This is a genomic window from Paenibacillus sp. OAE614 (assembly GCF_040546645.1).
Lineage (GTDB): Bacteria > Bacillota > Bacilli > Paenibacillales > Paenibacillaceae > Paenibacillus_AQ > Paenibacillus_AQ favisporus.
Map to the genome: position 1 here is coordinate 627,411 of NZ_JBEPOD010000001.1, position 20,840 is coordinate 648,250.

General features: G+C 51.9%; 18 protein-coding genes and 1 riboswitch. Of the genes, 15 read left to right on the forward strand and 3 right to left on the reverse strand.

The genetic code is table 11. From position 1 onward, the window contains the following. The first annotated feature begins 48 nt into the window (after positions 1-48). The 4 genes from ABIE48_RS03350 to ABIE48_RS03365 all read left to right on the forward strand — a co-directional run bounded on the left by ABIE48_RS03350 (position 49) and on the right by ABIE48_RS03365 (position 2,626). Complete coding sequence (locus ABIE48_RS03350; protein ID WP_076170670.1) at positions 49-591, forward strand: hypothetical protein; 543 nt, start codon at positions 49-51, stop codon at positions 589-591. Positions 592-668: 77 nt separating this feature from the next. After that, entirely contained in the window at positions 669-1,238 is a 570-nt protein-coding gene (locus tag ABIE48_RS03355; RefSeq protein WP_076170668.1) for a cob(I)yrinic acid a,c-diamide adenosyltransferase, read from the forward strand. After that, positions 1,235-2,251: an RluA family pseudouridine synthase gene (locus ABIE48_RS03360; protein WP_192716475.1), complete on the forward strand. Its 1,017-nt coding sequence runs from the start codon at positions 1,235-1,237 to the stop codon at positions 2,249-2,251. The genes ABIE48_RS03355 and ABIE48_RS03360 overlap by 4 nt, the downstream gene beginning before the upstream one ends. Before the next feature lie 15 nt (positions 2,252-2,266). Next, the gene (locus ABIE48_RS03365; protein ID WP_116232167.1) at positions 2,267-2,626 is read left to right on the forward strand and encodes an arsenate reductase family protein; all 360 of its coding nucleotides are present in this window, start codon (positions 2,267-2,269) and stop codon (positions 2,624-2,626) included. A gap of 97 nt (positions 2,627-2,723) precedes the next feature. Here ABIE48_RS03365 and ABIE48_RS03370 read toward each other — a convergent pair whose 3' ends face one another. Together ABIE48_RS03370 and ABIE48_RS03375 are read right to left on the reverse strand one after the other, a co-directional pair. Continuing rightward, positions 2,724-3,566 (reverse strand): Gfo/Idh/MocA family oxidoreductase, encoded by an 843-nt coding sequence (locus ABIE48_RS03370; RefSeq protein ID WP_192716476.1) that lies wholly within the window; start codon positions 3,564-3,566, stop codon positions 2,724-2,726. A gap of 24 nt (positions 3,567-3,590) precedes the next feature. Then, positions 3,591-4,652 carry a Gfo/Idh/MocA family protein gene (locus tag ABIE48_RS03375; RefSeq protein ID WP_152400814.1) on the reverse strand — a complete coding sequence of 354 codons (1,062 nt, stop codon included), beginning with the start codon at positions 4,650-4,652 and terminating at the stop codon, positions 3,591-3,593. 314 nt (positions 4,653-4,966) lie between these two features. Here ABIE48_RS03375 and ABIE48_RS03380 point away from each other — a divergent pair, with 314 nt between their 5' ends. From ABIE48_RS03380 to ABIE48_RS03405, 6 genes are all read left to right on the forward strand, one after another. Next, positions 4,967-5,827: a 5'-3' exonuclease gene (locus ABIE48_RS03380; RefSeq protein ID WP_145026373.1), complete on the forward strand. Its 861-nt coding sequence runs from the start codon at positions 4,967-4,969 to the stop codon at positions 5,825-5,827. Between the two features lie 171 nt (positions 5,828-5,998). Next, a complete protein-coding gene (locus tag ABIE48_RS03385; RefSeq protein ID WP_192716477.1) occupies positions 5,999-6,880 on the forward strand; it encodes an ROK family protein in 882 nt (293 codons plus the stop codon). Between the two features lie 610 nt (positions 6,881-7,490). Then, entirely contained in the window at positions 7,491-8,957 is a 1,467-nt protein-coding gene (locus tag ABIE48_RS03390; protein ID WP_192716478.1) for an MFS transporter, read from the forward strand. A 61-nt stretch (positions 8,958-9,018) separates the two neighbouring features. Continuing rightward, complete coding sequence (locus ABIE48_RS03395; RefSeq protein ID WP_145025458.1) at positions 9,019-10,647, forward strand: glycoside hydrolase family 43 protein; 1,629 nt, start codon at positions 9,019-9,021, stop codon at positions 10,645-10,647. A gap of 115 nt (positions 10,648-10,762) precedes the next feature. Further along, the gene (locus ABIE48_RS03400) at positions 10,763-11,929 is read left to right on the forward strand and encodes an ROK family protein (protein ID WP_192716479.1); all 1,167 of its coding nucleotides are present in this window, start codon (positions 10,763-10,765) and stop codon (positions 11,927-11,929) included. Between the two features lie 228 nt (positions 11,930-12,157). Continuing rightward, positions 12,158-13,165: an HRDC domain-containing protein gene (locus ABIE48_RS03405; RefSeq protein ID WP_145026371.1), complete on the forward strand. Its 1,008-nt coding sequence runs from the start codon at positions 12,158-12,160 to the stop codon at positions 13,163-13,165. Positions 13,166-13,290: 125 nt separating this feature from the next. On the opposite strand, the gene corA is transcribed toward ABIE48_RS03405, so the two are convergent. Next, complete coding sequence (corA, locus tag ABIE48_RS03410) at positions 13,291-14,226, reverse strand: magnesium/cobalt transporter CorA (protein ID WP_076170651.1); 936 nt, start codon at positions 14,224-14,226, stop codon at positions 13,291-13,293. A gap of 424 nt (positions 14,227-14,650) precedes the next feature. Continuing rightward, a riboswitch (SAM riboswitch) is annotated at positions 14,651-14,777 on the forward strand. A 122-nt stretch (positions 14,778-14,899) separates the two neighbouring features. Between corA and metA the strand changes: the two genes are divergently transcribed. From metA to ABIE48_RS03435, 5 genes are all read left to right on the forward strand, one after another. Next, complete coding sequence (gene metA / locus ABIE48_RS03415) at positions 14,900-15,835, forward strand: homoserine O-acetyltransferase MetA (RefSeq protein WP_145025454.1); 936 nt, start codon at positions 14,900-14,902, stop codon at positions 15,833-15,835. Positions 15,836-15,859: 24 nt separating this feature from the next. Continuing rightward, entirely contained in the window at positions 15,860-17,044 is a 1,185-nt protein-coding gene (locus ABIE48_RS03420; protein ID WP_076170649.1) for a PLP-dependent transferase, read from the forward strand. Then, positions 17,041-18,222, forward strand: a complete 1,182-nt coding sequence (locus ABIE48_RS03425) for an aminotransferase class I/II-fold pyridoxal phosphate-dependent enzyme (protein WP_192716480.1) — start codon at positions 17,041-17,043, stop codon at positions 18,220-18,222. Before ABIE48_RS03420 ends, ABIE48_RS03425 begins: the two co-directional genes overlap by 4 nt. A gap of 186 nt (positions 18,223-18,408) precedes the next feature. Then, complete coding sequence (gene mqnC / locus ABIE48_RS03430; RefSeq protein ID WP_089545734.1) at positions 18,409-19,542, forward strand: cyclic dehypoxanthinyl futalosine synthase; 1,134 nt, start codon at positions 18,409-18,411, stop codon at positions 19,540-19,542. A 294-nt stretch (positions 19,543-19,836) separates the two neighbouring features. Further along, positions 19,837-20,736 (forward strand): putative sporulation protein YtxC, encoded by a 900-nt coding sequence (locus ABIE48_RS03435; RefSeq protein WP_145160290.1) that lies wholly within the window; start codon positions 19,837-19,839, stop codon positions 20,734-20,736. The last annotated feature ends 104 nt before the right edge of the window (positions 20,737-20,840 follow it).

Genomic DNA, 20,840 nt, shown 5'->3' on the forward strand with positions numbered 1-20,840 from the left:
ATCAGGTTGTGATATATTGAACCTATCGGAGAAAAGGGGGAGCAGGAGTTGAAGGTATACGGGAAGCTGGCGCTGCTGGTTGTCTTTGCCGTTTTATTGCTGACGGGCTGCGGCAAGGGAGATAAAAACGCGTTATCGGTCTTTATGATTGACAATCAATCCGATCCGTCTCAGGTGTATGAGAAGGTGCAGGACAAGCTTCAGGAAGTGATGGGGCCCGACCTGAAGGTCAAAGTATCGGCAAGTCCGATTTATAACCCGGAGAAGCTGATGGTTGAATATGCTGCCGGCGGGCATGACATCATTTTTCTGCCGGAGGACGATATGAAAAATTACGCCAAAATGGGCGGTCATACCGTGCTCGATTCGTATTTTGACCCGAAAAAATATCCGGATGGCGTGTTCGCGAGCAACGAGGAAAAAGAAGACGGCACGACGGATACGACCGAGCATCTGTACGGCATTCCTGTCCGTGAAATGAAATTTTTCAAAGACCAGAAATACGTTCCGGAGAAGCTGTACGCCACGATCCCGATCTCGGCCAAGTCGGTCGACAATGCGGTAAAGGCGCTCAAGGCATTGACGGAGTAAAGAAGCCAGCACAGGGGACGCGGCTTCCGCGATTCCTTTGATGTATGATATAACGCGATAAAGGGGAGAAGAAGCTGGTGAGAATCTACACACGCACAGGCGATGAAGGCGAAACGTCCGTCATTGGCGGGCGCGTTCTGAAGGACGACCTTCAGGTCGAGGCCTACGGCACGATTGACGAGCTGAACTGCTTTGTGGGCCAGGCGATCAGCCTAATGGAAGCGGAGTCATTGCAGGACCTGAAAGAAAATATGATCGAGATTCAGCATGAACTGTTTGACTGCGGCTCCGATCTGGCATTTGTGAAGCTGAGCGAGAGCAAATACAAGGTCGGTCCCGACAAAGTGACGCGGCTCGAGCAGTGGATGGATGCTTACATGGAGGAGACGCCAGAGCTGGAGCGCTTTATTCTGCCTGGAGGCACCCTGCTGGCATCCACGCTGCATGTATGCCGCACGGTCTGCCGCCGCGCAGAGCGCAGAGTCGTGACGCTGGGGCGGGAGAAAGAAATTAATCCCGACGTGCGCAGGTATTTGAACCGTCTGTCAGACTACTTCTTCGTTGTGGCCCGGACGGCCAACGCCCGGAGCGGCGTGGCGGATATCGAATACGTGCGCAGTAAAAAGGTATTTGGACGGAAAAAATGAGCGAATACTATCCCCCGATTTCATATACCGTTCCGCCTTCGGAAGACGGGTGGCTGCTGAAGACGATTCTGCAGAAGAGACTCCACGTATCCCGCAAGCTGCAGTCCCGCCTGAAGCTGACGGAACAGGGGATTACCGTGAATGGCCAAAGAGTGTACATCAGCGTTCCGGTCAGGGATGGGGATGTGGTGGAAATCCGGATGGAGAAAGAAATTTCGGATGATATTCTGCCAGAGCCCATTCCTTTTCGCATTTTGTACGAGGATGAGCACCTGCTGATCGTGAACAAGGAAGCCGGCATCATCGTGCATCCGACGCACGGACACTATACGGGAACCTTGGCGAACGGCGTGGTTCACTATTGGCGGGACAAGGGCGAGGCGTACCGCTTTCGAGCCGTGCATCGGCTGGACCAGGAAACTTCGGGCGTCATCGCTATCGCCAAAAATCCGTATGTCCACCAGCATATTTCGGAGCAAATGATCGCAAACGAGGTGGACAAAAGGTACCTGGCCCTCGTTCATGGCGTTCCGTCTCCGGAAGAAGGGGCGGTGAACGGACCGATCGACCGCGACCCGGAAGAGCCGCATCGGCGTATCGTCACGCCTGACGGGTATCCGTCGCTGACGCGGTATAAGGTCGTTGAGGCGTACGGCTCGTCTTCTTCGCTCGTCCAGCTGAAGCTGGAAACGGGCAGAACCCACCAGATCCGCGTCCATATGACCAGCATCGGCTGCCCGCTGATCGGCGATAAGCTGTACCGGCATCCGGTCTACCGGATGCTTCCGCCTGAGGAAGAGGGGGCCCCGGAGACCGTCCTGCCGCAGGGATTAACCCCCTCCGAGCGGACCGTGGTGCTGCTGGATCACAGCATTTCGCGGCAGGCGCTCCACGCCTGGGAGCTGTCCTTCCAGCATCCCGTCACCCGGGAGCGGATGACCTTTCAGGCACCGCTGCCGCCCGACATGACCCGCCTGATTGCCGAGGCGAAGCAACATGAACTTGATCAATGAAAAGAGTGAGCAACGATGAGCAAATTGAAAGTATACCATTATCCCAAATGCGGTACGTGCCGCAGTGCGGTTAAATGGCTGGAAGCGCACGGCCACGAGCTGGAGCTCCAGCATTTATGGGAGGAGCCGCCGGCTCCGGACGAGCTGTCCCGCTTGGTCGAGAAGAGCGGGCTTGATTTGAAGAAGTTTTTTAATACCAGCGGAGAGGCGTACAAGGAGCTGGGTCTGAAGGACAAGCTGCCGGCCATGAGCCGGGAAGAGCAGATCAAGCTGCTGTCCAGTAACGGCCGGTTGATCAAACGTCCGATCGTAACCGACGGCAGCAAGGTGACGGTCGGCTTTAAAGAGGACATGTACGAGGAAAACTGGGCGTAGCCTGGGATTCCGTAAAAAAAACGGTGGCGTGACCGTCAGGGGAGGGTCCTAGGATTTCCCTGAGGCTTTGCCACCGTTTTGTTTTGCGTTCGAAGATCTATTCCGAAGGGAGCTCTACCCATTGGTAGGGCGTTTCCATCGCCTTGAAGCCCTGTTCGATGATCGTGATGATCGCTACCGTCTCGGCCGGATCGACAGGCGGAACGCCGGTTTCGAAGAAGCGGACGAGCGCCCCAGCGAACAGCCCGAAATAATCGGAGTCCGCTTTCAGCATGTTCGTCTCACCGAATGTATAGCTGACCGTCAGCGAAAAGGGACATCCCCCGCCGAGATGATGGATCTCGGCCTGGCGGCCCCCGCTGAATCCGATCAGCCACGATGGGGCGTGAGGCGTTCCGGTATACATCATCCGGCGGACGCCGGGGCCCAGCAGCGAGACGATCGGTTCGATCTGGTGGATCGAATAGTTGTCGTACCGCCCCGGCCCGAAGCTGATGATGTTCTCGATGCCGGCGCGCTCGGCCCCGGCGTACTCCGCGGCGAAGCGAAGCGCCGAGCTGGAGAACAGCGGCGTCCCGTGCTGCTCAGCTAGTTTGAACAGGCGCCGAGCGGTTTGGCGGTCCGGGGCAAAGGTTTTGTCAATATAGGTAGGCTTGCCGGATTGAAGCGGAAGCTGGGCGAGCGGCTCGTGGTACTGCGGATGGTCGGGCGAAAGGACAATGATGTAGTCGCTTCGATCCACGACCTCGGCAATCGAAGGGAGCAGTTCGATCCCTTTGTCTTCACTCCACTGAACGTTGGTGCGCCCGGAAGGCGAATCGGCCATTCCATAGGCATAGGCCACCTTCATGGTGCCGCCCGATGCCTGTTCAATCCACTTCGGATAATGCTCGGCATGCCATTCATCGAGGTAATAATCGATAAAACCGATCGTTTTCAAGCAGCAATCCCCCTCAGTCGCTTATTACAGCTCGATCTCCCGGCGCTGCTCGGAAGAGTCGTAGATCGCCTGAATCATCTTGGAGGTGACGATGACGGTATCGATATGGGAGGGCAGCTTTACGCCGGTCTGGATGCATTCGAGAAAGCCGTTGATTTCGTTTTCGAAATGGTCGCTCGATGAATACTTGGGCTTCGTTTCCAGCAAAGCTCCGTCCTTGGCCCCGTAAATGGTGAAGTCGCCTCCGTATTGTAGGCGGATCCCTGCTTTGTCGCCCAGAAAATCGATGTAGGTTTCGGGCGTGCCGATGTTCTGCGCCCAGGCGCCGTTGATCGTAATGCCTGGCCCTTCGGTGCGGATCATGGCCGTGACAAAGTCATCGACATCATACGTACCGGCGTAATTCGGGGGTCCTGCCCACATGTTCAGGTAGGCGTAATTCGGCAGGTCCCGACCCAGCTTGGAGTAGGCCTGGCCGGATACCGTCAACGGGCGCGGATCGCCGGCGCAGTACATGACGATGTCCAGATAATGGACGCCCCAATCGATAAGGACGCCCCCGCCGGCAATTGATTTGGTGGTAAACGCGCCGCCAAGTCCCGGAATGGAGCGGTGAGCGCGGAAGCTTGCATAGATATGGTACAGTTCGCCAAGCTCGCCGCTTTCGATCAGGTTTTTGATCATGTTCACGCTTTTGTTGAACCGGTTCACGACCCCGATATTCAGCACTTTGCCCGTTTCGTGCTGCACTTTCTGCATCTCCAGCGCTTCCGCGTAGGTGCGGGCCGCAGGCTTTTCGCACAGGACATGCTTGCCCGCCCGCAAAAAATCGATGGAGATGGCGGCATGAGCATCGTTAGGGGTACATACGGAGACGGCATCGATCTCGGGATCGTCCAGAATGTCACGGTAATTTTCCACGGCGGTGCCGCATTCATAATCCTTGACCGCCTGCTCCGCCTTCTTCTTGTCCGAGTCGCAAAAATATTTGATTTCGGCGTCCGGATGTTTCAAATAGTTGGGGATATGCGCCGCTCTGGCAATGGTCCCGCAGCCGATGACAGCAACCTTGATCGTTTTTCCCATATTCATTCCTCCTGCTTGTTAGGTGGGTTTATCCTTTTCAAGATTCGATATTTGGAGAATAACTCCTGCCGGATAATTCAGGATGAAGGGAGATCTTCTTCACAAATTTTATGTTACAGGCTGTCTGGTTTATGACTTGAACGGGCGGGACAAAAAGGCAGGAATAAGCCGGGAATGGTGATATCAGGAAGGGCCTCATGCCCTGGCGGATATGCTATACTAGAGGAAGCAGTGCCGAACCTTGGAATCCAGGGGAAACAGGCAGACAAGGGGAGAAACAAGAAGTGACAGCAAATGAACAACGCCAATCCGTGATGCTCGTGGATGGCATGGCCTTATTATTCAGAGCTTATTTCGCGACCGCGTCCAGCGGCTACATTCGCCGCACGAAGGCGGGGGTTCCGACAAACGCGATCTACGGCTTTATTCGTTATTTTTGGGATGCAGTGCAAACGTTTAATCCGACCCATGTGGTCTGCTGCTGGGATCTCGGCGGCGGTACGTTCCGCGGACAGCAGTTTGCCGCTTACAAGGGCAACCGTCCGGACGCCCCAGACGATCTGATTCCGCAGTTTTCGATGATCCGCGACGTGATGGACAGCCTCGGCGTTCCGAATATCAGCGCGGAAGGGTATGAAGCGGACGACTGCATCGGGACGCTGGCCGACCAGTTCGGACGGGAGATGGACGTGATGGTCCTGTCCGGCGATAACGATTTGCTGCAGCTCGTCAGCGATCGGACGACGGTCATTATTATGAAAAAAGGGCACGGCAATTATAAGGTGTATACACCGGAATCCCTGTATGAAGAGAAGCAGCTGCGCCCGCGGCAGATTATCGACGTGAAGGCGCTCATGGGCGATACGAGCGACAACTACCCCGGCGTGAAGGGCATCGGCGAGAAAACAGCGATCAAGCTTGTGCAGGAATACGAATCCGTTGAAGGGATTCTCGAAAATCTGGACCAGCTGTCCAAGAGCGTCCGCGCCAAGATCGAGGCCGACCTTGACATGCTGCACCTGTCGCGCAAGCTGGCCGAGATTCACTGCTGCGTGCCCGTCGCCTGCTCGCTGGATGTGTGCCAGCTGTCTCTTGATCACCATCAGGTGATCAGCAAGTTTGAAGAACTGGAAATGAAGAGCCTGTGTTCTCTAATGGGACTGGCCATCGGCTAACGAATGCAGAGTGCTGGCGTTTGTAGAAGCGCCGGCTCTTTTGTGCTCTATTCGATTGACTTTCAAGGATTAACTGGGCTATAATGCCCGTGATTGTTTTGATATAAAGATAGAAGGTATATGGCATTTATACAGGGCTGGGGAGGCCCGCTGCAGGAGGGAACGACTACAATGAGTCTATTAGGAGCAATTGAAGCAGGGGGAACGAAATTCGTATGCGGAATCGGCCAAGAGGACGGTACCGTTGTGGAACGGATCAGCTTCCCGACAACGACGCCGGAGGAAACGATGGCCCAGGTGGTCGATTTCTTTAAGGGCAAAGACATCGCGGCGATCGGAGCAGGTTCATTCGGGCCGATTGACCCGGTAAAGGGAAGTCCTACATACGGACGGATTACGACGACGCCGAAACCTTATTGGAGCAATTTCGATATGGTCGGACATTTGCATTCGCACTTCGATCTGCCGATCGAATTTGATACCGATGTGAACGGGGCCGCCTTGGGCGAAGCGACTTGGGGAGCAGCCCAGGGGCTCGAAAGCTGCCTGTACATTACCGTTGGCACGGGCATCGGCGCCGGTGCGGTTGTGGGCGGCGAGCTGATCCATGGCCTGTCTCATCCGGAAATGGGACATATTCTGGTCCGCCGTCATCCGGAGGACAAATTCGAAGGCTTCTGCCCATATCATGGGGATTGCCTGGAGGGGCTGGCAGCCGGACCTTCCTTGTCCAAACGCTGGGGCGTTCCGGGTGCGGAATTGACGCCGGACCATCCGGCTTGGGCGATGGAAGCTTACTATCTCGCTCAGGCGTTGATGAACTACATTTTGATCCTGTCTCCGCAAAAAATCGTTATGGGCGGCGGCGTCATGAAACAGCTGCAGCTGTTCCCGCTGATTCATGCCGAGCTGCGCAAACAGCTGAACGGCTACGTACAGGTTCCAGCCATCATGGACGATATCGAGAATTACATCGTTCCGCCGCAGCTTGGCGACAACGCCGGCCTGTGCGGCGCGCTCGCGCTCGCCAAGAAAGCGCTGGCGGCGGGTTAAGATTAAGGCTCATACCAAATAGCAGGCTTTCATGTGGTGGCTTGCATCGAAAAAAAGGAAAGAGGGCTGAAAAGCCCTCTTTTTCGCATTTATGCCGAATGAAAATGAGATTCCTCCCTGGATCATTTCGGTCATCGTCGTTCCTGCAGTGATCACATTGGCCCTATGTCTTTCGCGCCGTATTCACTCGCAGCCGTTTGCTAATAAAATTGGTCGCAGAGCTTTTTACACTTGAAAAAGAAAAATAACAGAAATTATAAGTTTAGCCCCGTGAATTGTAAATAATTACGGGTTTTTTATGTTTTCTGAACGGATACAGATGGGTGAAACTGGACGCGTAATGTCTAAATCATGAAGTTGATAATTGATAATTATTATGTTAAATTTATATTAGTTAGTTTGATGGACGAACTAATATCGATTTCAAAAGTTAACCCAGGGGAAAAAAATAATGAGCCGGATGATTTGTGAAAATGTAAGGGCTTTTATTTGGTTTCGTATAATTTTTCCCCTACGAATTGAGAAGATTAACTTGAGTTTAGAAGTTTAGTGAAGTGAAAAGCAGATCTAATGTGTTGGTAAAATTTACATCTTAGAAGGAGTTTTCATCATGAGTGATAACACAAATGAAGTTCAGCAAAATGAGTATCACAAGCTTAGTCTTGCTGAACGTCTTGGCTATGGTTTTGGAGACTTTGCTCAAAACCTTGTCTTTGGTACAGTGGGAGGCTTCCTTGCCCTCTATATGACGACGGTCAATGCTATCGGTACAGCAACAGCAGGTTTTATCTTCGCCATAGTCCGGATCATCAATGTTATCTGGGATCCAATGGTCGGTACCTTTGTCGATAAACGCACATCAAAAGCAGGCAAATATCGTCCTTGGCTACTTCGTGCAGGCATTCCGCTCGTTATTTTGGCTGCGCTGCTGTTTGCGCCGATTCCTGGGATTCGCGACTCTGTGCCCTATGCCTTCATTACTTATCTCTTGCTTGACTTGGTTTATTCCGTCGTCAATATTCCTTACGGTTCGTTGAACGCTTCATTGACCCGCGATCCTAAATCTGTTGACCAAATCACAACGACGCGTATGATGCTTGCAAACGGTGCCAATCTTCTTGTCTATACATTGTTCCCGATGTTTGTTCAAATGGCTGCACCTAAGGACCGCGAACTCAAAGACACCGGCTTGTTTGGGCTAAAACTTCATATGGGAACTTATACGGACCCTTCTGCAGGTCATGCTTGGTTTGGTGTTTATGCCGTTTATATGGTTATTGGGGCCATTGCGCTGTTCCTTTGCTACAAGCTGACGAAAGAACGCGTTGTCGCCAATGCTGAACAATCGGCACATGTTAAAGTCTCCGATTTCTTTGTTGAATTTAAGAATAATAAGCCATTGGTTATCTTGGGATTATTCTTCATGTTGGCATTTACATTTATGTTCTTCATGAATACGGTTAACGGATACTTTAACCAATACACTGTCGATCACTCGGAGTGGATGGGTGCTGTGGGGCTGATTGCCTCCATACCTGGTATCGCTTTTGCAGCATTCTGGCCAAAACTTAAGAAAATATTCGGTAAAAAGGGCTTCTTCTATTTCTTCCTCGGTATGTTTGTGGTCGGCGAAATACTGACTTGGGTTTGGAGTCTTGACGGTATGCACGATCAACTTTGGTTGGCTTATGTTTCGACTTTCATCAAACAGTGGGGTTTGACTTCGGCGACTGGTTTCATGTGGGCCCTTGTTCCTGAAGTGGTTTCATATGGCGAATTGAAGTCGGGTAAACGTAATGCGGCTATTATCAACGCGATTATGGGGCTGTTCTTCAAGATTGGCTTCACGATTGGCGGTGCTGTTCCACTGTGGTTCCTTGCTGCTTATGGATTTGACGAACATGCCCATCACCAAACCGCTCTTGCCATTTCAGGAATTAATATGACTGCTATTTGGATACCTGCTGCTCTTGCTGTTGTTTCTATGATTGTGATGAAGCTCTATCCACTGTCTGATAAGGACGTTGACAGCATCAACAAACAACTTGACGAAAAACGCGCTGAAATGAAAGCGTAAAAGGTGATTTTGAATACGATTTCACGAAATGATAGATTGAATCGATCAGGGGGATACTTTTATGCAAATCGAAAATCCGGTATTAAAGGGGTTCAATCCGGACCCGTCCATCGTAAGGGTTGACGATACGTACTATATTGCAAGCTCGACGTTTGAATGGTTTCCGGGCGTGCAGATTCATGAATCGAAGGATTTGGTGAATTGGAGGCTGATTACTCACCCGCTCTCCACGAGAACGCTGTTGGATATGAAAGGGAACAAGGATTCGGCGGGCATTTGGGCACCGGATCTGTCCTATGCCGAAGGGAAGTTTTGGCTTGTTTATACCGACGTGAAAGTGACGGAGGGCGCCTTCAAGGACATGACTAATTACTTGACTACCGCCGAAAGCATTGAAGGTCCTTGGAGCGACCCGATTAAGCTGAACGGAGTAGGGTTTGACGCTTCGCTATTCCATGACGACAACGGAAAAAAGTACCTTGTCCAAATGGAATGGGATCATCGAGAGTATCACCATCCATTTAACGGCATTAAGCTGACGGAATACTCGGTTGAGCAACAAAGACTGCTTCCGGAGACGGCAAAAATCATTTATAAAGGGACCGACGTTAAGCTGGTGGAAGGCCCTCATATTTATAAATTATTTGGGTATTATTATCTGTTTTGCGCGGAAGGCGGTACGGTTTATACCCACCAAGAGGTGGTTGCCCGTTCGACAGAACTGTTCGGCTCCTACGAAACGCAGCCTGGCGACGTATTCCTGACCGCATTCGATTCCCCTGACGGTGAGCTGCAAAAATGCGGGCACGGCTCATTGGTGGACACGCCGTCGGGCGAATGGTATTTCGCGCATTTGACGGGACGCCCATGGCACCGCGAGACCGAATCGATCCGTGATCCGCGCGGCTGGTGCACGCTGGGGAGAGAAACGGCGATTCAAAAAGTGGAGTGGAACGAGGAAAAGTGGCCGTATATCGTAGGCGGCAAGCAGGGGAGCCGGTTTGTCGAAGCTCCTAAAGGCTGCACGGAAACGAAGTATGCGCCGACCTATCCGGAAACGGATCATTTTGATTCCGCGGCATTAAATATCAATTTTAGTACGCTGCGGGTTCCGTTTGATGGGCAGATGGGTTCTCTGACGGAAAAGCCGGGGAACCTGCGCTTGTTCGGCAAAGGTTCCTTAACGAATGAACACGAGCAGTCGCTTGTCGCAAGACGCTGGCAGTCCTTTTATTTTGACGCGCAGACGGCAGTTGCGTATTCGCCTTATACCTTCCAGCAGATGGCCGGACTCGTGAACTATTACAATACGGGACATTGGTCGATGATCCATGTGACATGGAACGAAATCAATGGACGAGTTATTGAAGTAACGCAAAATGACCGTGGCGTTCTGACGAGCTTTCTGAAGGATAAAGCCGTTAAAGTTCCCGAACATGCGGAATACGTGCACTTTAAAGTGAAGGTCCGGAAAGAAACGTATACCTACGCCTATTCCTTCGACGGCGAGCAGTGGACGGATATCGACGTAACGCTGGATGCCGCGATTTTGTCGGACGATTACGTGGTACAGTCCTACGGCGGCTTCTTTACGGGAGCGTTTGTCGGGATGGCTAATGTTGATTATTCCGGTTATGATTTGCCGGCTGATTTCGATTATTTTATGTATAAAGAGCTTGAAAATGATTAATTATGATCCCAAAAAGAGCTGGAAGAATATGACTTCCGGCTCTTTCTTAGTAGTAGTAATGTGAATTAATATGCTATACTTCTAGTACGATAACATTTGAAAGGGATTACAACAAATGATTATGAAAACTGATCAGGATGTTATGAGAGAAAATAACAAAAAGTTAGTATTAAAAGCTCTATTTAATACTGATCAGACGTCTAGAAGTTCAATAGCCGACCAAATCAATCTTCAAAAATCCACGGTTTCTTCTATTGTACGCGAGCTTCAAGAACAAGGTTTGATTGAAGAGCTAGGCATAGGAGAAGCATCCAACATTGGCGGGCGTCGGCCCAATTTAATACGCTTTAATCGTAAGTTTGGGTTTGTATTGGCGTTTGATATAGGCGTAAATTATTTAAAATATTCCGTCAATTATATTAATGGCGAGCTTATTCATCATGTGTCATTAAAATTATATACGAACAAAGTAAAAGATATTTTTGCATTGATGAAAAATGTGATTTTGAATTTGGAACAGTATGATACGATCAACGGATTGGTCGGAATCTGCATTTCGCTTCACGCACCGGTATTGGATAATCAGATCCTGTATAGTCCTTTCCTGGACTTTCAATCCTTAAATTTAATTGATGCGTTGAAGGAACTGGTCGACGTTCCCGTTATCATCGAGAATGAAGCCAATCTCACGGCGATTTATATCCGGGATTTTTACCGTCATGCCGAGGATATTCAATTCGATAACATTCTAGCCTTAAACATTCATAACGGAATAGGCGTAGGAACGATTATCGAGAGACGCCTGTATAAGGGCTTAAACGGATTGTCCGGCGAAATAGGACGATCAATTATCATGTCGGAAAATAAAAAAATTCGGCGTTTAGAAGAAGTCTATTCCGAAAAAGCGGTTCTTGACCGGATCGGCAAATTGAAAAACAGACCAGGATTTACGTTAGAGGATTTTATTCTTTTAATGGAGATAAAGGATGAACAAATTGCGGCTATCATGGAGGAATGGGTCATAGCCATTGCACAAATCACTTATAATTTAATCCAATACAGCGCTCCGGATGCTGTGTTTCTTTCCTCACGATTTATCGCCTTTTTCCCACGCCTACTAGACGAGATTATTAAAGAATATTCTTCACTTGATCCGCTTGGCTCCACGCAAATTATTTCGCTTGACCACCATATTCATGAATTAACGCTCTTTGGCGGAGTTGCCTTGGTTTCCAGAAAAATTCTCGGATTGGAATCGTATGATTTATTTTTTACCAAGTAATCCGGGCATTTACGATGAACCGGAACGAAATGTTTTGGCATAAATCTCATTTGTAATCATCCCATTTGAATGCAATTTGGCGAAAAACCCATTGACCATTTTACATGATATGGTATGATCAACTATAACAGCACATCTGCACGAATGGGGAAGCACCTCTCTTAAATTAAGAGAGGTGCTTTTTTGCGTTGTGCTGATTACCCTACGTGGATGGAGGAATTGGTGAACATGCAAATCGTTTTTATGAACCGGCTTGTGAAGGATGCGGGAAGCGAGGGAGAAAAGCTCGCGCAGGTATGGATCGGCGAAGAGGAGGGAACCTGGCATCTCGGATGGAGAGATCTGGAGATGACCGGGGAAGCCATGGATACCGCTTGGTATGAAGGCGGATCCTGGAATGAGATGCTGTACATTTACAGACACGGCTTGGCGGTCAAGCTCGGCGAAGGATTCCGCCCGCTGATCGACGGCACGTTCCATGAGGAGGAGGAGCTGAAGGGCCGCAGCCATGCTGTACAGAAGCTGTACTGCTACAGCGAACTGCACAACAACGAGGAGCTGTACGCCGAACTCACCGCCTGGCGGAGAAGGAAAGCGGCCAGCGAACGCAAGGCTCCTTATTTTATCGCCAGCAACCGGGTGCTCCGTCTGATCAGCGCCTTCGTGCCGCATACGATCGAAGAGCTGCTGCAGCTTCCGGGCGTCGGGGAGAGCAAGGCGTCGGAGTACGGAGCCGACCTGATCGAGATTGCGGGAACGGTGCAGCGCAGCCACGAATTTCCGCTCGATTGGGTGAATGACGCCCTGGACGACCAGTCATATCTATCGTGGACCTACAAGCAAAAGGAGTATAAGTACAAGCAGGACCTGGATAAATACCGTACCCGGCGCACCATGCTGAAGGGAATTTATGAGGGGATGAACCTGCAGCAGCTGGAACAGGAATGCGGTATGCCGCGCAGAGACCTGGTGGAGGCGCTGGAGCAGTTGGAGAAGGAAGGGTATGATACCGAGCGGCTGATCCAAAGCGAGTTGGAGGAGGTGCCGAATGAGGAGCAGGAGCGGGTGTGGGCCGCGTTGGAGGAGCTGGGCGATGCGCTCTTGAAGCCGGTGCTGCTGCAAGTATACGGAGAGGATGCCGCCTCGGGAAGCGGTATGGAGCAGCGTTATGAGCGGATCCGTCTGATCCGCATCCGGTTCCGCCGGCAGCCCGGCAGCCGCAGAAGCGTGGGGTGAACGGGATGCTTCCCCGCCGAAGTTACGGATGGTGACCATACAAAAAGGACGAAGGCTCTAACCGCATGCGGCCGTCTCCTTCGTCCTGTTTTCCAATGCATGATGATGGGGTGATGCGCTGACTTTCAAATCCAGTCTTTTTTCTTGAAAATGACAACCATGCCGAGACCAAGAACAAGCATGATGCCGAGGATCATGAAATAACCGTATTTCCAATGAATTTCCGGAATGTTATCGAAGTTCATGCCATAGATTCCTGTAATGATCGTCAATGGCATGAAGATCACGGTCATGGCCGTAAACACTCTCATGATCTCATTCGCGCGGTTGGCGATACTTGACTGGTAGGCCTCGCGCAAGTTGCTCATTAGATCGCGGTACGTGTCGAATGTTTCGGAAATTTTGACCGCATTTTCGTAAATGTCGCTGAAATATTTTTGCAGCTGATCGTCAATCAGCCGGAGGTCTTTTTTATTTAACGTATTGATGACATCCTTTTGCGGACCCAGCACTTTTTTCAGCCACAGAATCTCGCTTCGCAGACCGATAATTTCGTTCAAATGAGACTTTTTAGTGTGCATGAGAATGTCTTCTTCGAGCTTCTCGATTTTGGCTTCGATCCGGTCGCCGACCACGAAGTAGTTGTCAACCACGAGGTCGATCAGCAGGTACAGAAAACGGTCAGGTCCGCTGACTTCCTGTTCCCACAGAATCGGCTTCAGCGTCCGCAGCTCGTTGATTTTCTGTTTCGTCACCGTAATGATGAAGTGTCTTCCGAGGAAAACGTTCAGTGCGCGCAGAAAAATCTCCTCGTCGTCAAACCGGATGCTGTTGACCACGATGAAATAGTGGTTTTCGTAAATTTCGATCTTCGGGCGCTGCTCCTCTTCACTGAGACAGTCTTCAACCGCCAGATCATGCAGCGAAAACAGCGGCTGCAGCTCCGCGAGGTCGTCGACGTCGGCGTCGATCCAGTAAAAGCCGGCCAAAGGCGGGGTTAGTACAGTTTGCAGGTCATCGATCGGAGTAAATACTCCTTCGTTTACCAACCGGATTTTCATATGACTTCACTCCTTGCTCAAGATGTTTGAGCATAGAAAAGAAATCAGCGCTGCCGGTCAGCGGGATTCGGGGGAGTACTGAATAAACGTACGGGCATGAAAACGAAAACTTCCCTCTGCCGGCAAGCTGATCTCAGGTCTATGCAGTTGTGTTTTCCATGCATTCAGCTTCGGGCTCGGGTCGCCTTCCATCTTTCATGTCACCTCAGTCATATCGGGGTATGAAACACTTGTCTAGTATAACGCCGGGTTTTATTCCTTTCAAGAACAAAATGGCGGCCGGCAGGTCCCGATAACAGGGTATGGAAGCGACCTTCGATCGGTGCACGAAATGCTGCCGAAAATGACAAATCCGCGTCTTGACGAAGGATGGGCTTATGATTTAAAGTAAGGAACAAGACAATGTAAAATTGAATACAGCGAAATCTTATCAAGAGCAGGTGGAGGGACTAGCCCGATGAAACCCGGCAACCGGCGGTATTTACGCACGGTGCTAATTCTTGCAGGAGCATGGCAGCGGCCTTTAGGCGTTGTCTCCTGACAGATGAGAGAGGCGCGGTAATGAGCGTGTAATGACCTTTCTCTTTTGTGTGGGAAAGGTCATTTTTGTATACTCGGCTTCTTCTCAAGCTACGATTTTCGCGGTCTTCAGAAAAAAGGAGAGATGATAACGATGCCGATCAAGATTCCCGACACTTTACCGGCGAAAGAAGTTCTTACCCGGGAAAATATTTTCGTCATGGACGATACCAAAGCGTATCACCAGGACATCCGTCCGCTGCGCATCGCGATTCTCAATCTGATGCCGACCAAGGAAACGACAGAAACCCAGCTTCTCCGCCTGCTTGGGAACTCGCCGCTGCAGGTCGACATTGTGCTGCTTCATCCCGGCTCCCATATTTCCAAGAACACGCCTTCGGAGCACCTGAAGTCGTTCTACAAAACGTTCGATGAAGTGAAGCACCGCCGTTTTGACGGTATGATTATCACCGGCGCGCCGGTCGAAAAAATGGATTTTGAAGACGTGAACTATTGGGATGAGCTCCGCGAGATTATGGACTGGACCAAAACGAACGTCACTTCGACGATGCATATCTGTTGGGCCTCCCAGGCCGGATTGTTCCACCACTACGGCATTCCGAAGTGGGACCTGAAGGAGAAATGCTTCGGCGTATTCCCGCACCGGGTGATGAAGAACAACGTGAAGCTTCTCCGCGGCTTCGACGATGTATTCTATGTACCGCACTCCCGCCACACCGAGGTGCGGCGCGAGGATATCGAGCATGTGGAGGAGCTGGAGATTCTCTCGGAGTCAGAGGAAGCCGGCATTCATATGGTAGCAAGCAAAGACGGCAAGCAGATCTTTGTGGCAGGCCACTCCGAATACGATCCGGACTCGCTGAAATGGGAGTATGAGCGCGATATCGCGAAAGGCATGGACATGAAAATTCCAGTTAACTACTACCCGAACGACGATCCGAATCAGGCTCCGCTCGCCATCTGGCGCTCGCATGCCAACTTATTATTCGCAAATTGGCTGAATTACTATGTATATCAGGAGACTCCTTATGATATCGGGGAGAGTCTTGAAGTCTGGCCGCAAATTTAGTCGACCCTACAGGAGGATACGCACATGGAAAAGGAACCATGGAAAATTGAAAGCAGATTGGCCCAAATCGGCTCCGTCGAAGAACCTGTGACCGGAGCGGTAAACTTCCCGATTTATCAGGCAACCGCCTTCCGCCATCCGAAGCTTGGGCAAAGCACCGGTTTTGATTACGCCCGGACCGCCAGCCCGACCCGCAAAGTGCTCGAAGCCGCGGCAGCGAAACTGGAATCTGGGGACGCCGGCTTTGCCTGCAGCTCAGGCATGGCTGCGCTGCAAACCATCTTCACCCTGTTCAGCCAGGGCGATCACCTGATCGTTTCGCTGGACCTTTACGGTGGTACATACCGCCTGCTGGAAAGAATCCTTTCCAAATACGGGGTTACCGCAACGTATGTCGACACCAACAATCTGGACGAGCTGGAACAGTCCAGACGCCCGAACACGAAAGCGGTGTTTATCGAGACCCCGACGAATCCGCTCATGATGATTACGGACATCGAGGCCGTCTCCAATTGGGCGCACCGCCACGGCTTGCTGTCCATCGTGGACAATACGCTCCTCACGCCGTTCTTCCAGCGTCCGATCGAGCTCGGCGCGGATATCGTCGTGCACAGCGCGACCAAATATTTGGGCGGACATAACGATGTCCTTGCAGGCCTGATCGTGACCAAAGGCAAAGAGCTGTCCGAGGAAATAGCGTTTCTGCACAATTCCATCGGGGCGGTGCTCGGGCCGACGGATTCCTATCAGCTCATGAAAGGAATGAAGACGCTGGCCCTGCGGATGGAGCGCCATGAAAGCAACGCAACAGCGATGGCCAAGTACCTCCAGACACATCCGGCGGTTGCCGAAGTATTCTATCCGGCGCTTCCGGACCATCCCGGACATGACATCCAAAGCCGGCAGTCCCGGGGGAATACGGGGATCTTCTCCTTTAAAGTGAAGGACGCCCGTTACGTAGAGCCCGTGCTTCGCCACATCCAGCTGATCGCCTTTGCGGAAAGCCTTGGCGGCGTCGAGTCGCTGATGACCTACCCGGCCGTTCAGACGCATGCCGATATACCGGAAGAAATCCGCAAAGCCGTCGGCGTCGACGACCGCCTGCTCCGTTTCTCTGTAGGCATCGAGCATATCGATGATCTGATTGCGGATCTGGGCGGCGCATTGGATGCCGCAATCAAGGAAGTGGAAGGGAGCAGCCAAGGATGAGTGATTTGGGCAAAGGACATCAGGACAAAGGCAAGCAGGAGCGGAAATTCGCGACCAAGCTGCTCCATTTCGGCTCGGAAATCGATGGTGCGACGGGAGCCTCCAGCGTGCCAATCTATCAGGCGTCTACGTTCCACCATGCAGATATCTTCAATCCGCCGGTGCATGATTACAGCCGTTCAGGCAATCCGACGCGCCAGGCGCTGGAAGACTATATCGCCCTGCTTGAAGGCGGAGTGCGCGGGTTCGCCTATTCGTCGGGCATGGCGGCCATTTCGAGCACGTTTATGCTTCTGTCGGCCGGCGACCACATGATCGTGACCGAGGACGTATACGGCGGAACCTACCGCCTGCTTACGAGCATTTTGAACCGGCACGGCATTGAGAGCACTTTCGTCGACATGACCGACCTGAATCAGGTGAAGGCTGCATTGAAGCCGAACACCAAGGCTGTATATATGGAAACCCCATCGAACCCGACGCTGAAAATTACCGATATCGAAGCCGTCACCAAGTGGGCCAAGGAGCATGATCTGCTCACCATGGTGGATAACACGTTTATGACGCCGTATTACCAGCGTCCCATCGAAGTTGGCGTGGATATCGTGCTGCACAGCGCCACGAAGTTCCTTGGCGGACACAGCGATGTGCTGGCCGGTCTGGCCGTCGCCCGCACCGAGGAAATCGGCCGCCAGCTGAAGCAGCTGCAGAACGGCCTGGGAACGGTGCTGGGCGTACAGGAGAGCTGGCTGCTGATGCGGGGCATGAAAACATTGCAGGCACGCATGAAGCACAGCGAAGAGAGCGCCGCCGTACTGGCCGCTTGGCTCAAAGGGCGTCATGATATTACGCAGGTCTTTTACCCGGGGCTCATCGATCATCCCGGCAGAGAGATTCACGAGAAGCAGTCCACCGGCTACGGGGCCGTCGTCTCGTTTGACGTGGGCTCCGGCGAGCGGGCCAAGCAGGTGCTGAACCGCGCGCAGATCCCGCTCGTGGCCGTCAGCCTGGGCGCGGTGGAGAGCATTCTGTCCTATCCGGCGATGATGTCCCATGCGGCAATGCCGGCAGAGGTCCGGCTGGAGCGCGGCATTACTGACGGGCTGCTCCGCTTCTCCGTCGGCCTCGAAGACGTCGACGATCTGATCGCCGATCTGGATCAGGCGCTTCAAGGTTAAATCATCAAGCAGGCACCGCTACGGCGGTGCCTTTCCTTCGTTCAGCCCGCGACGTCCGCGTCAGCCCACGTTCGGCCAACGGATTCTATGAATTTCGTTTGCCCCGTGCGCCAATTGTGTTAAGATGGTAGTGGTCATGTTTTAATTTATGTTACAAAATTCACATATGATAGGAGGCTGCCAAATATGAGTGCGGTTGACCGTATCCTGGATAAAGCACTGCGGGGCGAACGCCTGAATTTGGAAGACAGCGTGACATTGTTCGAAAGCAATGAAGTGGAGAAAATGGGTCATGCTGCCGATATCATGATGAAGAGGGTTCATCCCGATCCAATTACGACTTTCGTCATCGGACGGAACGTCAATTATACAAACGTGTGCGATACATACTGCACATTTTGCGCATTTTACCGTGTCCCTGGGCACAAAGAAGGGTATACCTTGCCCGACGAAGTGATTTTCCAAAAAATCAAGGAAACCGAAGACGTGGGCGGCACGGAAATTTTGATGCAGGGCGGAACGAACCCATACCTGCCGTTCGATTACTACACGAACCTGCTGAAGGGCATCAAGCAGCGGTTCCCGAACATCACGATGCACTCCTTCTCGCCGGCTGAAATCCGCAAAATGGTGGAAGTGTCGGGGCTGTCTCTGGAACAAGTCATGCGCGAGCTGAAAGCGGCGGGACTGGATTCCCTGCCGGGCGGCGGCGCCGAAATCCTCGACGACCGGATCCGCTCCAAGATCAGCCGGCATAAAGGAACTTGGCGCGACTGGATGGACGTCATGCAGATGGCGCACAAAATCGGCATGAACACGACGGCCACGATGGTCATCGGCTTCGGTGAATCGATGGAAGAGCGCGCCCTGCATATGCTGCGCATCCGCGACGCGCAGGACGAATGCATCGCGAACGGCTACGACTCGAAAGGCTTCCTCGCCTTTATTCCGTTCACATTCCAGCCGGACAATACGGGCTTGAAGCGGGAACGCGAAACGCCGGAAGCGTATTTGAAGACAGTGGCGATCGGCCGCCTGGTGCTGGACAACGTGCCGAATTTGCAGTCCTCCTGGGTCACGATGGGACCGGAAGTCGGCAAATTGTCGCTCAGCTACGGCTGCAACGACTTCGGCAGCACCATGATGGAAGAGAACGTCGTGTCCTCCGCCGGTGCGGTGCATAAGGTTAACATCACTTCCATCCTGCAGCTGATCCGCGAAGCAGGTAAAATCCCGGCACAGCGGAACACGAGATACGAGACGCTTCGCGTCTTTGAAGAAGGTTCCCAGGTGGAACGCGACTTCGTCATGCAGAACTAAAACGGATCTCCATATTTCTTGATACAACCGGCCGCCTCGCTTAGCGAGGCGGTTTTTTGTACCCATCGATTTCAGATATGAATAGGGGCCTCTTCCTTTGGTGTTCAAAGGGGGAGGCCCCTTATTATTTCCCGGCAAAAGGCACCTTTTTATTCAGCGGAAACGCCCGTTTACCAAGCATTTCATGTCGATTTTAACTGAGAAATGTTAGCCTGTTTTCCATCGATCCCTCCCGTATATCCCCCCGGCTAAAACATATACTTTGTAAGAAGGAATTTGAAAGGAGTGTTCTCCATGGAACTGTTCAGCATAGCAGCCCGAACCTTTAGTCCGCAGGAAGCGGAGGAATATAAGCGCATGGTTTCGGAAGCGAACCAGGTTTTACATAACAAGTACAAATCACTCGCAATCAGCTGTACGGTCCATGAGGAGATGATGCTGTGGAGCTGCCGGGAGGACGATCCGCGGTTCTTTAAGGAGCATCATCTGCAGCAGGTGTACGCCGCTGCCGCCAAGACGGTGGCCCACTACATTTTGCAGGAAAAGGAGCAGCGGCTAATCGAGAAGATTCTGGCCGATGATTTTGATTTTCCCGATCCGGAGGAAAAAGAGCAAATTTTGAAGCACTGCCGGATAAGCCTGGAAAAAAGTTCCGAAGGGGGCGCATGGTCCCGCCGTTACGATATGCTCGTTCGCGGCATCAAGCAGTGCCTGAGCGAACGGCCGCTGCTCCATGTCGACGGATTTCTGACCTTTCGTGCCGCTGCTTACATTAAAGAGCTGAAGGAAGTCGTGGAGTACGCGGTAGATGAGTTTTTGATGGACCGGCAGTACGAGGAGTTTGTCAGCATTCTGAAATACTTCGTCTATTTCCAGCAGCCGCAGATGCCGATCGCCCATGTCATTCATAAGGGAGGCCAGGATTTGCTCGTGCTGGACGGCGACTTAAGGCCGCTGGAGTACCGTCATGACGAAGGTGTTGTGGTGGAGCGGCTGGACCAGCAGGACCTGCAAATGGAGGATACGGTCGTCACGACGCTGATTTCCGTATCGCCTGCCAAAATCGTCATTCATACGCGGGAACCGCATATGACCGTCGTTCGCACGTTGATGCAGATTTTCGATGAGCGGGTGGAAATTTGCCGTTACTGCCCGGACTGCCACGCCTATTTCCGCGAAACAGGGAAGATATAGCTTGACTCGCCGCTGGACAGGGATTTATAATTACACATAATTCGATAAAAGCGTCGACAGAGACATGGACCTGAAGATACGGACGGTCAGAGAGAGGGAACTTG

Excerpts from the sequence above, each read along its gene's own strand:
- mqnC (WP_089545734.1), top strand. The coding sequence starts at position 18,409 with ATGAGTGCGGTTGACCGTATCCTGGATAAAGCACTGCGGGGCGAACGC.
- ABIE48_RS03365 (WP_116232167.1), top strand. The coding sequence starts at position 2,267 with ATGAGCAAATTGAAAGTATACCATTATCCCAAATGCGGTACGTGCCGC.
- ABIE48_RS03420 (WP_076170649.1), top strand. The coding sequence starts at position 15,860 with ATGGAAAAGGAACCATGGAAAATTGAAAGCAGATTGGCCCAAATCGGC.
- ABIE48_RS03425 (WP_192716480.1), top strand. The coding sequence starts at position 17,041 with ATGAGTGATTTGGGCAAAGGACATCAGGACAAAGGCAAGCAGGAGCGG.
- metA (WP_145025454.1), top strand. The coding sequence starts at position 14,900 with ATGCCGATCAAGATTCCCGACACTTTACCGGCGAAAGAAGTTCTTACC.
- ABIE48_RS03380 (WP_145026373.1), top strand. The coding sequence starts at position 4,967 with ATGCTCGTGGATGGCATGGCCTTATTATTCAGAGCTTATTTCGCGACC.
- corA (WP_076170651.1), bottom strand. The coding sequence starts at position 14,226 with ATGAAAATCCGGTTGGTAAACGAAGGAGTATTTACTCCGATCGATGAC.
- ABIE48_RS03395 (WP_145025458.1), top strand. The coding sequence starts at position 9,019 with ATGCAAATCGAAAATCCGGTATTAAAGGGGTTCAATCCGGACCCGTCC.
- ABIE48_RS03405 (WP_145026371.1), top strand. The coding sequence starts at position 12,158 with ATGCAAATCGTTTTTATGAACCGGCTTGTGAAGGATGCGGGAAGCGAG.
- ABIE48_RS03385 (WP_192716477.1), top strand. The coding sequence starts at position 5,999 with ATGAGTCTATTAGGAGCAATTGAAGCAGGGGGAACGAAATTCGTATGC.
- ABIE48_RS03375 (WP_152400814.1), bottom strand. The coding sequence starts at position 4,652 with ATGGGAAAAACGATCAAGGTTGCTGTCATCGGCTGCGGGACCATTGCC.
- ABIE48_RS03360 (WP_192716475.1), top strand. The coding sequence starts at position 1,235 with ATGAGCGAATACTATCCCCCGATTTCATATACCGTTCCGCCTTCGGAA.
- ABIE48_RS03400 (WP_192716479.1), top strand. The coding sequence starts at position 10,763 with ATGATTATGAAAACTGATCAGGATGTTATGAGAGAAAATAACAAAAAG.
- ABIE48_RS03435 (WP_145160290.1), top strand. The coding sequence starts at position 19,837 with ATGGAACTGTTCAGCATAGCAGCCCGAACCTTTAGTCCGCAGGAAGCG.
- ABIE48_RS03390 (WP_192716478.1), top strand. The coding sequence starts at position 7,491 with ATGAGTGATAACACAAATGAAGTTCAGCAAAATGAGTATCACAAGCTT.